Source organism: Leeuwenhoekiella nanhaiensis, from assembly GCF_002744755.1.
GTDB classification, from domain to species: Bacteria; Bacteroidota; Bacteroidia; order Flavobacteriales; family Flavobacteriaceae; genus Leeuwenhoekiella; species Leeuwenhoekiella nanhaiensis.
In genome coordinates this window covers 106,499-120,971 of record NZ_KZ319290.1, presented here as the reverse complement: position 1 = coordinate 120,971, position 14,473 = coordinate 106,499, and the positions used below count along the sequence as shown (strand labels likewise).

Annotated in this window: 14 protein-coding genes; 8 read left to right on the top strand and 6 right to left on the bottom strand. The window is 41.7% G+C overall.

What is annotated here, in order from left to right; translation table 11 throughout:
- Positions 1-11 precede the first annotated feature (11 nt).
- From CJ305_RS09415 to ppgK, 4 genes are read left to right on the top strand one after another with little or no spacing between them, the layout of a single operon-like run.
- Positions 12-431: a VOC family protein gene (locus CJ305_RS09415; RefSeq protein ID WP_099646016.1), complete on the top strand. Its 420-nt coding sequence runs from the start codon at positions 12-14 to the stop codon at positions 429-431.
- Positions 428-1,489 carry an AI-2E family transporter gene (locus CJ305_RS09410; protein WP_099646015.1) on the top strand — a complete coding sequence of 354 codons (1,062 nt, stop codon included), beginning with the start codon at positions 428-430 and terminating at the stop codon, positions 1,487-1,489. The genes CJ305_RS09415 and CJ305_RS09410 overlap by 4 nt, the downstream gene beginning before the upstream one ends.
- Positions 1,464-1,940 carry a thiol-disulfide oxidoreductase DCC family protein gene (locus CJ305_RS09405; protein ID WP_099646014.1) on the top strand — a complete coding sequence of 159 codons (477 nt, stop codon included), beginning with the start codon at positions 1,464-1,466 and terminating at the stop codon, positions 1,938-1,940. The genes CJ305_RS09410 and CJ305_RS09405 overlap by 26 nt, the downstream gene beginning before the upstream one ends.
- Positions 1,941-1,998: 58 nt before the next feature.
- Complete coding sequence (gene ppgK / locus CJ305_RS09400) at positions 1,999-2,742, top strand: polyphosphate--glucose phosphotransferase (protein ID WP_099646013.1); 744 nt, start codon at positions 1,999-2,001, stop codon at positions 2,740-2,742.
- Between the two features lie 54 nt (positions 2,743-2,796).
- On the opposite strand, the gene CJ305_RS09395 is transcribed toward ppgK, so the two are convergent.
- The 4 genes from CJ305_RS09395 to CJ305_RS09380 form a co-directional block, all read right to left on the bottom strand.
- On the bottom strand, positions 2,797-3,678 hold the full coding sequence (locus CJ305_RS09395) for a bifunctional 5,10-methylenetetrahydrofolate dehydrogenase/5,10-methenyltetrahydrofolate cyclohydrolase (protein ID WP_099646012.1): 882 nt from the start codon (positions 3,676-3,678) through the stop codon (positions 2,797-2,799).
- A gap of 34 nt (positions 3,679-3,712) precedes the next feature.
- Entirely contained in the window at positions 3,713-4,078 is a 366-nt protein-coding gene (locus CJ305_RS09390; RefSeq protein ID WP_099646011.1) for a four helix bundle protein, read from the bottom strand.
- A 51-nt stretch (positions 4,079-4,129) separates the two neighbouring features.
- Positions 4,130-5,458 (bottom strand): signal recognition particle protein, encoded by a 1,329-nt coding sequence (ffh, locus tag CJ305_RS09385; RefSeq protein ID WP_099646010.1) that lies wholly within the window; start codon positions 5,456-5,458, stop codon positions 4,130-4,132.
- Positions 5,459-5,596: 138 nt separating this feature from the next.
- Positions 5,597-6,463 (bottom strand): Brp/Blh family beta-carotene 15,15'-dioxygenase, encoded by an 867-nt coding sequence (locus CJ305_RS09380; RefSeq protein WP_099646009.1) that lies wholly within the window; start codon positions 6,461-6,463, stop codon positions 5,597-5,599.
- Positions 6,464-6,572: 109 nt separating this feature from the next.
- Here CJ305_RS09380 and CJ305_RS09375 point away from each other — a divergent pair, with 109 nt between their 5' ends.
- On the top strand, positions 6,573-7,313 hold the full coding sequence (locus CJ305_RS09375; protein WP_099646008.1) for a bacteriorhodopsin-like: 741 nt from the start codon (positions 6,573-6,575) through the stop codon (positions 7,311-7,313).
- Positions 7,314-7,455: 142 nt separating this feature from the next.
- On the opposite strand, the gene CJ305_RS09370 is transcribed toward CJ305_RS09375, so the two are convergent.
- A complete protein-coding gene (locus tag CJ305_RS09370; RefSeq protein ID WP_099646007.1) occupies positions 7,456-8,508 on the bottom strand; it encodes a hypothetical protein in 1,053 nt (350 codons plus the stop codon).
- A gap of 133 nt (positions 8,509-8,641) precedes the next feature.
- Between CJ305_RS09370 and CJ305_RS09365 the strand changes: the two genes are divergently transcribed.
- The 3 genes from CJ305_RS09365 (at position 8,642) to CJ305_RS09355 (ending at position 12,660) form a co-directional block, all read left to right on the top strand.
- Positions 8,642-9,166 carry an RNA polymerase sigma factor gene (locus CJ305_RS09365; protein WP_394340048.1) on the top strand — a complete coding sequence of 175 codons (525 nt, stop codon included), beginning with the start codon at positions 8,642-8,644 and terminating at the stop codon, positions 9,164-9,166.
- Between the two features lie 61 nt (positions 9,167-9,227).
- On the top strand, positions 9,228-10,145 hold the full coding sequence (locus CJ305_RS09360; RefSeq protein ID WP_099646005.1) for a FecR family protein: 918 nt from the start codon (positions 9,228-9,230) through the stop codon (positions 10,143-10,145).
- Positions 10,135-12,660 carry a TonB-dependent receptor gene (locus tag CJ305_RS09355; RefSeq protein ID WP_099646004.1) on the top strand — a complete coding sequence of 842 codons (2,526 nt, stop codon included), beginning with the start codon at positions 10,135-10,137 and terminating at the stop codon, positions 12,658-12,660. Before CJ305_RS09360 ends, CJ305_RS09355 begins: the two co-directional genes overlap by 11 nt.
- Here the strand turns inward: CJ305_RS09355 and argS are convergent, their stop codons facing one another.
- Positions 12,661-14,436, bottom strand: a complete 1,776-nt coding sequence (gene argS, locus CJ305_RS09350; protein WP_099646003.1) for an arginine--tRNA ligase — start codon at positions 14,434-14,436, stop codon at positions 12,661-12,663.
- Positions 14,437-14,473: the final 37 nt, after the last annotated feature.

The window sequence follows — 14,473 nt, the reverse complement described above, 5'->3', positions numbered from 1 at the left end:
AAAACTAACCAATGCCCGCACCATTTCACCTGGCTATTCCTGTTGATGATGTACAGAAAGCCCGAATTTTTTACAGGGACACCCTTGAACTAACCGAAGGTCGCAGCAGCGATCACTGGGTTGATTTTGATTTCTTTGGTCACCAGCTGGTGATTCATTACAAACCCAAAAGTGCTCAGGATGACGTACATCACAATTCGGTTGACGGCAAGGAAGTCCCCATTCCACACTTTGGGGTAGTGCTTCCCTGGGATGATTTTCATCAGTTTGCAGAAAAGCTGAAGCAAAAAAATATTGAGTTTGTGATCGAACCTTACATCAGGTTTGAAGGTTTACCCGGAGAACAGGCTACCTTGTTCTTTTATGATCCCTGCGGAAACGCTTTGGAGTTTAAGAGCTTTAAAGACATCTCTCAACTTTTCGCCAAATGAACAGACTCAAACCCGAACTGGTAAGGCAACTCTTTTTAATACTGCTCATCTTATTTCTTTCGGTATTAATTATTGAAGAAATGACCCCGTATTTATCGGGAGTTTTGGGAGCCATTACCTTGTATGTTCTTTTAACGAATAGCGTAGAACGACTTATAAAAAGAGGCTGGAAAGCGGGCTATGCCGCAGGTCTGGCGATGCTGGGCTCGTTTGTGGTGATTTTAGTACCTATTGGTCTGACCGTAATGATGCTGACCAATAAAATTGGTAAAGCGGTAAACAATTCTGAGCGGGTCATTGAGGTTATAAAAGATCAAATAGGGGTCTGGGAGGCAGATCTTGGCTTCAAAGTGAGTGAATCTATCGACACCAATTCCATAACAAGCTGGGTATCCACCAACTTACAAAATCTGGCAGGAGGTACCTTTAATGTATTTATCGCGGTAGGAATCATGTATTTCATTCTCTACTACATGCTGGTCAATCGCGAAAAACTACACGACTATCTTTACGCGTTTATTCCGCTTGGTAAAGACAATATAAAACGTATAGGCGAAGAAAGCCGGGCCATGGTAAAAAGTAATGCGTTGGGCATTCCGCTTGTAGCGTTAGCTCAGGGAATTGTGGCGCTGATAGGCTTTTTTATATTCGGTGTACCTGATCCCTTTTTCTGGTTTGTCATCACAGCAATAGGAAGCATGATTCCTTTTGTAGGCACCTTGCTAGGGATAGCTCCGGTCGTAATACTTATGATAGCCAGTGGCAATAACCTTCAGGCTCTTGGAATTGGGATCTATGGCCTGGTCGTTGTGGGCTCAACAGACAATCTGATACGCCTGTATGTTTTAGAGCGACTGGCCAATGTACACCCTCTGGTAACACTTATAGGTGTAATCGTTGGGGTACCGCTTTTTGGATTTATCGGACTAATCTTTGGACCCTTACTCATTAGCCTGTTTTTGCTGATTGTGAAAATTTACAAACAGGAATACGGCGATCCCGATACCTTACTCGAAAAACATCAGGAAGAACATGTTTCAGAAGATACCACAGACTGAATTTCCTCCAAAAGATAAACCGGTACTTATCTGGGACGGTAAGTGCGAGTTCTGTAAGTATTGGGTAACCCGTTGGCAAAACATGACGGGAGATTCCATCGAATACCGAAGCTTTCAGCAGGCTGCAGCAGATTTTCCTGATATTCCTTTAAAAGAATTTAAAAAAGCAAGCCGCCTTATTGAAACGGACGGTTCTGTTTATGCCGGTCCTGACTCGGCTTACCGCAGCTATGATTATTCGTCTAAGAAGTATCCCTACCATCGCTGGTACACCCAAAATGCAACATTTAGAAAGCTTAGTGATCACGGTTACAATTATATCGCGAAAAACAGGCCTTTGATGTTTAAGCTGACTAAAATACTTTTCGGCAGTAACCCTTTGCGGTTTAAGCCGTATTGGCTCATTTATATTCTGGCCCTTTTTGCCGTCTTTTTTATGGTTTTTCTATAAATTGCTTATTCATTTTAACTCATGCTGAAAATTTCAGCCTAAAATTTAATAGATCTTTATGGCAATACTGGGCGTTGATGTAGGAGGTTCAGGCATCAAAGGGGTACCTGTAAATTTAACGAAAGAAGAATATCTGGGAGAGCGTTTCAGACTTGACACGCCCGTTCCCCGTGAACCCAAAGCGATGGTCGAGACTATTGCACAAGTGGTAAAACACTGGGACTGGAAAGGTCCCGTTGGTGTGGGCTTCCCCACCGTTATCCACAGGGGAAAGGCATTAGAACACGGAAATCTCGACAAATCCTGGCTAGGTGTTCAGGTTGATGATATGATTTCGCAACGCATAGGCCTCCCGGTAAATGTTATGAACGATGCAGATGCTGCAGGTCTCGCTGAAATGGAATTTGGCGTGGGTAAAGGCGTAAAAGGTCTTGTTGTTGTGGTGACTATTGGAACCGGTATTGGCAGTGGCGTCTTTTTTAATGGCGAACTCATCCCAAATTTTGAACTCGGTCAAATGCGCTATAAAAAGAAAACTTCAATTGAGGAATATGCCTCAAGACGTGTGCGTCTGGACAATGATATGAGTTTTAAAAAATGGGGTAAACGCTTCAATAAATTCATTCAAATGCTAAGCACCATCTCACAGCCCGAATTGATTATCATAGGCGGGGGAGCCAGTAAAAATCTTGATGAATATATCAAATACCTTAAAACCGATATCCCCATTATGGCTGCACATACACGCAATCACGCGGGTATCATAGGCGCTGCGCTAGGAGCACGGCATCTTTTGAAATAATAACACTAAAAAAGAGGCTTAAAAGCCTCTTTTTTAATTCAAGTAATTTTCCGCTTAGTTTTTATTGTGACGTGCTCGCGCCAGTAGGGTGTTCTTCAACAGCATTGCGATCGTCATTGGTCCTACTCCACCGGGTACCGGCGTAATAAAATCTGCTTTTTTGCTTACTGCATCATAATCTACGTCACCTGTAATGCGGTAACCGCGTTCTTTAGTCGTATCGGGCACGCGGGTAATCCCCACATCAATAATGGTGACATTATCTTTAACCATATCAGCCTTTAAAAATTCGGGCACCCCTAATGCCGTGATGATGATATCGGCTTGTTTGGTAAGCTCTTCCAGATTTTTGGTGCGGCTGTGCGCCAGGGTTACGGTGCTGTTTCCGGGGTTTCCTTTTTGAGACATTAAAATACTCATAGGTCGACCAACGATATGGCTGCGACCAATAACCACGGTGTGTTTACCTTCGGTAGGAACTTCATAGCGTTTAAGCAATTCCATAATACCAAAAGGAGTTGCAGGAATAAAAACCGGCATATCCTGAGCCATCTTACCAAAGTTTGTAGGGTGAAAACCGTCTACATCCTTATCAGCGTCAACAGCAAGTAGCACTTTTTGCTCATCAATATGTTTCGGTAACGGAAGCTGAACGATATATCCATCAATTTCAGGATCTGCATTAAGCTTTTTGATCTGATCAAGCAATTCTTCTTCAGTAGTTTCTTCCGGAAGACGGATAAGGGTAGATTCAAAACCAATACGCTCGCAGGCTTTCACCTTACTGCCCACGTAGGTTAAACTAGCTCCATCATTCCCTACCAAAACAGCTGCGAGGTGCGGAACCTTTTCGCCCCGCTCTTTCATTGCTTTTACTTCTTCAGCAATCTCATTTTTAATATCGTTGCTGGTTTTCTTTCCGTCTAGTATTGTCATTTTTAATTCAGTTGGCAGTATCAGTTGGCAGTTTTCAGTTACAGCCAAACTTTCCTGGATTATTAATCATATAGTTTATGAGCTTCCCTATTTCCTTACTCTTCTCAAGTTTAGAATTATAATATTCTTCAGATATGTATTCGCAAGCAAAAGCAAAGCGTAACCAAGTCTGAGTTTCACCGTTTTCTGCATCACAATCAGTCAATTTGCTTATAAAATGTCTTTCGTACTTCCGCTTTCTGTAGGCTTCAGACATATTTGCACACACCGACCTGGAGCATCTTCTAATTTGATCAGTTAAAGAATAGCATTCCTCTTTTGGAAAAGATTTAGAAACCTCAAAAATTTCCATCGCCAGATCAAAAGCTTTTTGATAAGCAATTAAATCTTCAACACCCATAATCAAAAAATTAATTCCTGCTTACTGAAACTGCAAACTATAAACTCTAAACTATCTCATATTGTTCATCATCTGCATCATCTTGGCGCCACCACCGCCTTGCATCATTTTCATCATTTTGCTCATTTGATTGAATTGTTTGAGCAACTGATTTACTTCCTGAACCGATGTACCGCTACCTTTACTGATGCGCTTTTTACGGCTGCTGTTGATGATAGACGGTTGGGTACGCTCATCTGGCGTCATACTGTGAATGATGGCTTCAATACCTTTAAAGGCGTCGTCATCAATATCAAGACCTTTAAGCGCCTTACCGGCACCGGGAATCATCCCGATCAGGTCTTTCATATTACCCATCTTTTTGATCTGCTGTATTTGCTTAAGGAAATCATCAAAACCAAATTGATTCTTGGCGATTTTCTTCTGCAGCTTTCGGGCTTCTTCTTCATCAAACTGCTCCTGAGCACGCTCTACAAGAGATACAACATCTCCCATGCCAAGAATACGGTCTGCCATACGGGAAGGATAGAACACATCAATGGCTTCCATCTTTTCACCGGTACCGATGAATTTGATAGGCTTATCAACTACTGTTTTAATAGAAAGAGCGGCACCACCACGAGTATCACCATCTAATTTGGTAAGAATTACCCCGTCAAAATTTAGAACGTCATTAAACGCTTTTGCAGTATTTACAGCATCCTGACCCGTCATAGAATCTACAACAAACAGGGTTTCCTGTGGGCGAATAGCCTGATGAATTGCTGCGATCTCGTTCATCATCACCTGGTCTACTGCAAGACGACCCGCGGTATCAATAATCACCACATTAAAGCCATTGGCTTTGGCGTGAGCAATCGCAGCCTCCGAAATCTTAACCGGATCTTTTTCTTCTTTATTGGAAAAAACCTCAACACCTATCTGGTCTCCCACTACATGAAGCTGATCTATCGCCGCAGGACGATATACATCACAGGCAACCAAAAGTGGCTTTTTAGTTTTTTTGTTTTTTAAGTAATTGGCCAGTTTACCGGAAAAGGTAGTTTTACCACTACCCTGCAAACCAGACATCAGGATTACCGAAGGATTACCCGAAAGATTGATGCCTTCTGCATCGCCACCCATCAGTTCGGTTAGCTCATCCTTGACGAGTTTGGTCATTAACTGACCCGGCTTCAAAGCCGTAAGTACATCCTGACCCAGCGCTTTTTCTTTTACCGTACTGGTAAAATCTTTTGCAATTTTATAGTTAACATCAGCATCTACAAGGGCGCGACGTATTTCTTTAAGGGTTTCGGCAACATTGACTTCTGTAATCTGACCGTGCCCTTTAAGCACGTGCATCGCCTTATCTAACTTATCACTTAAATTATCAAACATAGCTTGTATTCTAAATATGCTCTTGACCTGCAAGAGTTTTGGTGTTGAACTTTAAAAACACAGCTGCTGGCAACCGTGCGGCTTTCCACTTTGTGGAAGGGCTGCAAATTTAATGATTTTAGGTCTGAGTTTAAAGATTTACTCCCGTTCAATTTGCTCAATTACAAAAACGTGGGGAAAGGTAATTGCCGCCAGAAATGAAAATAAAACCGGAAGAAAAAGTGAATCATCACTTCCTATTATATAGTAAATCGCCAAAAGCCCCAAAAGAGCGCTAAACCAGTAAACCAGCGAATTTGTAAGGTACTTGAATAATGATTCTTTAGAAATATCCCCGTATAGGAACTTGATTTGATCGTTTAAAGAAGGTAAGCTGTGCCAAATTGTAAAGTAGAGTGCAAAACCTAAAATTAAGGGAGCAATGCTAAAAATGAGGCCAAAGACCAGAAGGTAAAAAGCTTCGAGAATAAAATTACAGGTGAATTTTTTATGACCAAAAGCACTTAAAATTAAGAGAACACCCAAATTAATGATCAGAAACGGAGCAAAAAAGGCGTGCTTGAGCCGAAATCCGCATAAATCATCGACAACCTCAATAACCTCAGGCTGATTGAAATAGAAGAGTAAAGCAAATATAGAAAGACCATAGATTGTGGTGTAGCCAATAAAGAACTTGGAATGCTTATGTACTTTATCAGACCAGTGCTGTTCTCCAAAATGATAGGCACTTATACCTACAAAGAGCACCAGAGTAACTAGGGGTATCAGGTAAAAACAAATAGCCCCCAAGAGAACAACTGCTATGTACAGTAAAAGATACTGCTGTTTGTTCATCTTGAGGCCAAAACTTTCCTTCAAATTGAGAAGGAGTTTGATGTCATTAGACCCGTGCAAAATACCAATAGTCAAGATCAAAATAATGGCTAACACATTTTCTCCGGAAGCCGAAAGAAACGAGGTAAGCCATAAGGCAAAAAAGGTCAAAACTATCATTATTGCTTTCATCCCGTGAAATTCTTATTAAATACTCAAAATAAAGGTTTAAGTTTTGTTAAATGCGTATTTAGTTTGTTTAACTATTTTTAAATTTAGTTAAACAAAAAAATATTTTGCTATGAAAACATTTACTTTGGCTCTCGCCGAAATTTCAAAAATGGCGGCAGACGACTACGTCGGCTTTACATTTTTCGTAGGGAGCATGGCTATGATGGCCGCGTCAGCTTTTTTCTTTTTATCAATGAACGACTTCGACCGTAAGTGGAAGACGTCTATTTTGGTTTCTGGTCTTATTACTTTTATTGCCGCAGTGCATTATTTCTACATGCGCGGCTACTGGGAAAGCTTTGGGGAGTCCCCAACATTTTTCCGTTATGTAGATTGGGTTCTGACTGTACCATTGATGTGCGTTGAATTTTTCCTCATTCTTAGAGCTGCCGGAGCAAAACGTTCACTGATGTGGCGTTTGATTATTCTTTCTGTAATTATGCTGGTAACTGGTTATTTGGGAGAAGCTGTATTTCGTGATCAGGCCTGGTTATGGGGCTTAATTTCAGGTATCGCATACTTCATCATCGTATACGACATCTGGCTTGGTAAGGCTAAACAACTCGCTACCAGTGCCGGTGGAAATGTATTAAAAGCACATAAAACTTTATGCTGGTTTGTACTGGTAGGATGGGCAATTTATCCGTTAGGATATATGGCAGGAACTCCGGGCTGGTATGACGGGCTTTTTGACGGCCTGAGTATGGATGTTATCTACAACATAGGTGATGCCATCAATAAAATTGGTTTTGGTCTTGTTGTTTATAATTTGGCCGTAAGCTCTTCAGGTAGTAAAAAAGCTGCTGCATAAAACTTTTTTAATTAGCGTTAAATGAGAAATGGTTTCCTTATCGGGAAACCATTTTTTTTACTTCTACTTCATCCATTTTGCACCAATCTCAATAAGAAAACCCCGCTAATCACGGGGTTTCAGTATAAGTACAACCTGGTATCTACGATTTTAAAAGTGTCAGTTTTAAAGCGGCATTTGTTGTGCTTTGTAACTCGATTCGGGTTGCAGTTTGAGATACGACTTCATAAGTACCCTCAAGTACGCTAAAAATAGTACTGCCTTCAAATTCGATCTCCACAAAGACTTCGGTCTCCGATTCAAAATCATACTCGCCTTCTACATCCTGAATAATTCCGGTAGCTGCATTTCTCACAATGATCTCCCCGTCATTGGCAAACTCAAAAGTATAATCTGCCAAAAAAGCCATCGTACTTAAAGTAGACTCAATTCTAAAGTTTACATCAGCCATTATATCTTCAAGTTCATCTTCCAGATCATCGGCACGATCCTCAGCCTCATCACGCGCATCATCTTCGGCCTCACAGCTTTCTAATTCCTGAGCAAGTTGTGCATCAGAAGTAATGGTTATAGTACCTGAACTTGCTGACGTAGCCGTAATAGGATAATCTATACTAAAGAACTGATTGTCCTCAAGGTCGTCAATAAAGTTGTACATCTCACGCTTTCCGGTAATTACCACGCTTCCGGTTTGCTGTGCACTGGCGTCAAAAGTGAGTAAAGTAACCGGATAGTCAATATCTAAACATTTAATGATGTCATCACGTGAATCATCAGCATCTTCGCACGCATCTTTTAATGCTTCAAACTCATCTTCATTATTAATAGTTACTACCGTGTAGTTGCTCAATTGCATTTGGATGGGGAACTTGAATTCCACAAAATCATCATCTCCTTTAATGCTTCCAAAAATCTCCACTACGATTGAAAGCATAGCTTCATTGGTAAACGTATATTCCTGACCATTAATTTCTGCTACTACGGGGTAGACGACAGACGCGCAACTTATTCCGTCTAAAATATCGTCATCAGAACCGTCTGAAGCCGAACTGCGCACCAACAAGTCTGCTGTTTTGCTGCTAGCACTGTTTGTGCTTTCGCCCTCATTGATTAGTTCACTTTCTTCAGTCTGGCAGGAAGTAAATGTAAAAGCTGCCAAAACAGCTATGCTCAAAATTGATTTTAGTTTTTTCATTTTATTAAATTTAAAATTACGATTCGGTTTTAATTCGTTTTCGTGAATAAGACAACCCAACGTAATTTTACCCTACCCTAAATAAGCAGAAATTTTATTTTTAACTAAATTTAACAATACCAAACCCCTGCAAATTCCCTTGAAAAACAGCGACTCAGAAAATTTATGTAAGGAGCCAACTTACAAAGCTTTTTACACCTCCTATGTACAGGGCGCTAAAAACTTTGCCCTTTATAAGTGTGGAGATGAGGCACAGGCGCTTGATCTCACGCAGGAGGCTTTCGTAAAAATATGGCAAAATTGTGCAGATATTAATTTAAGCAAAGCGAAAACCTACCTGTTTACCACCATAAACAACCTTTTCCTAAATGCGGTGAAGCATCAAAAAGTGATGCTCAATTACGAAAAAAATAACACTAAGGAAAACCGGTCTTTTCAGGATCCCGAATATATTTTAGAAGAAAAGGAATTTAAAGCCAAATTAAGCGATGCCATTGCTAATTTAACCGAAGCTCAACGCGAAGTTTTTTTAATGAACCGTATAGACGGTAAGAAATACCGCGAGATTGCCGAAACTCTAGACCTCTCTGTCAAAGCCGTAGAAAAGCGTATGAGCCAGGCTTTGGCAAGCCTTCGTGAACAAATTCCAAATATTTAACAAATTAAGGGTAGGGTAAAACGGTATTTAGTTGTCTTACAGATGCCCACAAGCAAGAATAATGAAAAACGAAAAGCTCATATTAAAATGGTTAAACGGTGACTTAACGCCCGAAGAGCTGGAAGCATTCAAGAAAACCGAAGATTACAAGGCTTATGCTAAAATTGCCGACTTTTCAAAGGAGCTCAAATCCGAACTTCTGGATACCGAGCAAAGCTATCAGGATCTTGAGAAGCGTCTGCAATCGGTGAAAAAAGAGCCTAAAGTAATCAAACCGAACTTTGGCTGGGTGCGCTATGCCGCTGCAGCAGTGGTGGCCGTGCTAATCTCTACCTGGTTCTTTTTGGGCTCTGACGGAATTGACACGAAAACCGGCTTTGGCGAGATTGCTCAAACCCAACTGCCCGATGACTCTGAAGTCATTCTAAACGCAGGCAGTTCCTTAACTATAAACGAAAAAAACTGGGACACCGGAAACCGAAAAGTCAACCTGAATGGCGAAGCTTTTTTTAAGGTCACCAAAGGAAAAAAATTCACCGTTCACACCTCAGCGGGTGATGTGCAGGTTTTGGGGACGCAATTCAATGTAAAAGAGCGCGATTCGTACTTTGAAGTACATTGTTATGAAGGAAGGGTTAGCGTTACCCGGGCGACAGACAGCCTTATTTTAGAACCGGGAGAACGCTATCGTTTTTTAAATGGTACAGGTGAAAAAATCACGGGTCTTACTGATGCCAAACCGGCCTGGTTAGACAAGGAAAGCCTTTTTGATGCTGTACCGCTTGAGCTGGTTTTTGAAGAAATGCAACGCCAATTTGATATTGAAATCGAAGCTTCTGCGGTAGACACCAGGCAACTGTATTCAGGAGGCTTTAGCAATACTGACCTGCAACTGGCGCTTCAATCGGTTTGCATCCCGCTCAACCTCAGCTACGAGATTAAAGATGCTGTGGTAAAAATTTCGCCCGATGCTCCTTAAAATCTACATCACTGCGATCGTACTTTTCGGTTTTCTGAGTCTGAAAGCTCAGGAACAAACAGCAGTCATTCCATTTCTAAATACACTGGAATCGCAGTTTGACGTAAAATTTGCTTACAAAACAGAAGATCTGGAGCACCTGAAAATACGATCTGCTACTTTTGAAAACCTGACACTTGCTTTAGAGTATATACAGGAGAAAAGTCCGCTTGAGGTTGAAAAACTAAGTGATCGCTATATTGCACTTAAGCTAAAAACCAGCACGCTAAGCTACTGCGCTATCCTGAAAGATGCTACAAACTTTTCGGTTTTAGCCGGGGCTGAAATACGCGTAACAGGCACCAATCAAGGTGGTATTTCAGGCTCTGAGGGCCAATTTCAACTTCGTGATATAGCTCCAAGTGCAGAGCTTGAAATCAGCTACTTGGGCTATGAACGCTTAATTGTAGAAGCCGCTGATTTGATTTCGCAGGGCGGAAACTGTAAAGAACTCTATCTCAAACTGCAGGATTTTGAGCTTCCTGAAATTGTAGTTTCCCGTTTTTTGACCCGTGGTTTGCAAAAAAGCGTAGACGACCAGTTTATTATAAACAGTGAGCAGTTTGGCATACTTCCGGGGCTGGTAGATCCTGATATTTTACAAACCATTCAGGTGCTTCCGGGAGTGGAAAGTATTGACGAAAGCATCAACAACATCAATGTACGTGGTGGTACTCAGGACGAAAACCTGATGCTGTGGGATGATATCGTAATGTATCATTCCGGTCATTTTTTTGGACTTATCTCGGCTTATAATCCCAATCTCACCAAAAAAGTTTCGGTGATAAAAAACGGAACCCCTTCTGAATACGGCGGCGGAGTGAGCAGCACCATACGCATGAATACCGAAAATGAGATCGGCACCAAAATAAGCGGCGGTGTAGGTCTTAACGGACTAAGTGCAGACGCTTTCATACAAATCCCCTTAGGTAAAGCCGTTGCCCTGCAACTTTCCGGCAGACATTCTATTGCAGACCAACTGCAAACGCCCACCTATCAGGCGTATTTTAAACGCAGTTTTCAGGATTCGGAGATTGAAGACGAAAACAACACCTCCTTAGAGGATGGTGCCCAATCTGATTTTAAATTCTACGACTATACCGCAAAACTTTTGGTAGACTTAAATGAAAATCACAAAGCCCGCGTTAGTTTTATACAAATCAGCAACGAACTTTTTTACGCAGAACAGAATGCAGCGACAGCAAATGTTACCAAAACCAGCAATCTCGATCAGCAAAATATCGCCATAGGCGGAAACTTAAGCTCAACCTGGTCTGCAAACTATTCCACGTTTGTAAATGCCTATTTGACCAAATACAATATTGATTCCCGCGAATTTTTTACCGAATCGGAGCAGGAATTACTGCAGGAAAATGAAGTGCTAGAAACCGGGATTAAACTGAAAGGTATTCAGCAGATTGGTAAAAATCTGGAATGGCTGCATGGCTACCAATTTACCGAAACCGGCATTCGCAACGGTACTCGTGTGAGTAATCCGTTATTTTCCCAACGCCAAAAAGATGTGGTACGCAGTCACAGCGCCTTTACAGATCTAACCTTTCAATCCTCAAAAACTTTTTTAAGAGCGGGCCTGAGAGCTTCGTATTTTGAAAAGTTTGAAAAACTGAGACTCGAGCCCCGGCTTAACGCCAGGCAAAAACTGGGAGCCCATGTTGCCCTCAAGGCTCAGGGCGAGTTTAAATACCAGACCGCAACTCAAATAATTGATTTTGAAGAAGATTTTCTGGGCGTTGAAAACCGTAGATGGATTTTGGCTAACGACAACGACATTCCGCTAATACGCAGCAAGCAATTTTCGGGTGGCATGGAATTTAAAAAGAATGGCTGGTTGCTTGATCTAAGTGCTTTTTACAAAAATGTGGATGGTATAACGGCCTCCAACCAGGGTTTTCAGAATCAGTTTCAGTTTATAAAAACCTCAGGCTCCTATGAAGTTAAAGGACTTGAATTCATTTTGAATAAAACCGAAAAAAAGTACAGCGTTTACCTCACCTATACCTTTTCAACCAATGATTATCAGTTCGAAAGTCTAATTCCCGATAAATTCCCAAATAATACCGATTTGAGACACTCTCTCAATTTAGCCGGCAACTATTCGATCTTAAAGAACCTGGATATCGCGCTGGGCACCACCTACCATACCGGCAGGCCTTACACGGTTCCTATTTCGGGTGTAGAAACGATCTCTTCGGGTAACGGGCGTATTGTAAACTACGCCTCGCCCAATGCTGAAAATCTGGATGATTTTTTACGTGTAGATGCCTCTGTAAATTACAGTTTTGAGGCCGGGCCCATTCAGGGTAAAGTTACCCTGGGTGCTTTAAACGTACTCAATGCCGAAAATCCTATCCAGCAATACTACATCGTAAATCCGGAAGATACTACGAGAGCGCTCGCCATTCGGAACAATTCGCTGGGTTTTACGCCAAATGCTTCGCTGCGAATCAATTTCTAATTACATCCGCTCGGGCACATCAATCCCTAGTAAACCAAAAGCAGATTCAATGACCTCTGCTACTTTTTTTGACAAGGCTACGCGGAAACTTTTCTCTGCATCGGTATCTGCTCCCAAAATGGAAATCTGCTGGTAGAATGAATTAAATTCCTTCACCAGATCGTAGGTATAGTTGGCAATCAGCGCCGGACTGTGGTTTTCTGCTGCAAGCTGAACCGTTTCCGGGTACAGGGCAATTTGCTTGATGAGTTCTTTTTCTTTGGGTTGAAGATTTTCATAACGAAGCGTCACCGGCACTTTGAGTTCTTCGGCCTTTCTCAAGATAGACTGAATACGAGCGTAGGTATATTGAATGAAAGGCCCTGTATTTCCCTGAAAATCTACAGACTCTTCGGGATTAAATAGAATGCGCTTTTTAGGATCTACTTTTAAGATGTAATATTTCAACGCCCCCAGACCGATGGTTTTGTAGAGCTCCTGCTTTTCTGCATTGCTGTAGCCGTCAAGTTTACCTAATTCTTCAGCGATTTTTCCGGCGGTTTCTGCCATTTCTGAAACCAGATCATCGGCATCAACCACGGTACCTTCGCGGCTTTTCATTTTTCCGCTAGGTAAATCTACCATCCCATAACTTAGATGATACAGATTTTCGGCCCAGTCATATCCCAGTTTTTTCAGTATTAAAAAAAGTACTTTAAAATGATAATCCTGCTCATTCCCCACGGTATAAATCATTCCGCCTACATCAGGATGATCTTTTACCCGCTGAATGGCGGTACCAATATCCTGAGTCATATACACGGCAGTACCGTCACTGCGTAAGACCAGCTTTTCATCCAGACCATCTTCGGTTAGATCACACCAAACCGAACCGTCTTCCTTTTTATAAAACACGCCTTTTTTAAGGCCTTCTTCAATATTGTCTTTCCCTAATAAGTAAGTATTGCTTTCGTAGTAATAGCTGTCAAAATCAACACCCAGGTTTTTATAGGTTTCTTCAAAACCTGCATATACCCAGCCGTTCATTTTTTCCCAGAGGGCGACCACTTCAGCATCGCCTGCCTCCCATTTGCGGAGCATATCCTGAGCTTCAAGAATGAGTGGTGCTTCTTTTTCGGCTTCCTCTTTGGTTTTACCCTGAGCAACTAAATAGGATTGCTCCTCTTTATAGGCTTTATCAAACTTCACGTAGTAATTACCCACAAGCTTATCGCCCTTAAGTCCGGTTGACTCCGGCGTCTCGCCATCACCAAATTTCTGCCAGGCCAGCATACTTTTGCAAATATGAATACCCCGGTCGTTGATGATTTGGGTTTTGTAAACTTTTTTACCGGAAGCCTTTAATATTTCGGCAACCGAATAGCCCAATAAGTTGTTCCTAATATGGCCCAGGTGCAGGGGTTTATTGGTATTAGGCGAAGAGTACTCGACCATCACGGCTTTACCTTCCGGTGCTTTGTGACCAAAGTTTTTATCAGGACGAATACTTTCGAAAAAATCCAGATAATAGGCATCTGCAACCACCAGATTTAGAAAGCCTTTAACCACATTGAAATCAGAAATTTCGGCAAGATGTTCTTTTACATAAGCCCCTATTTGCTCTCCAATTACCGCAGGATTACCTTTGGCCACCCGCAAAATGGGAAACACCACCACGGTAAGATCGCCTTCAAAATCCTTACGGGTAGGCTGAATTTCAACGGTTTCCAATTCGGCTTTAAAGAGATGCTGTACCGCGTCTTTAACGGCTTGAGTAAGCTTTTCTGATAAATTCATGAGTCGTATTTCTGAAGCCGCAAAGATACGTAAACTA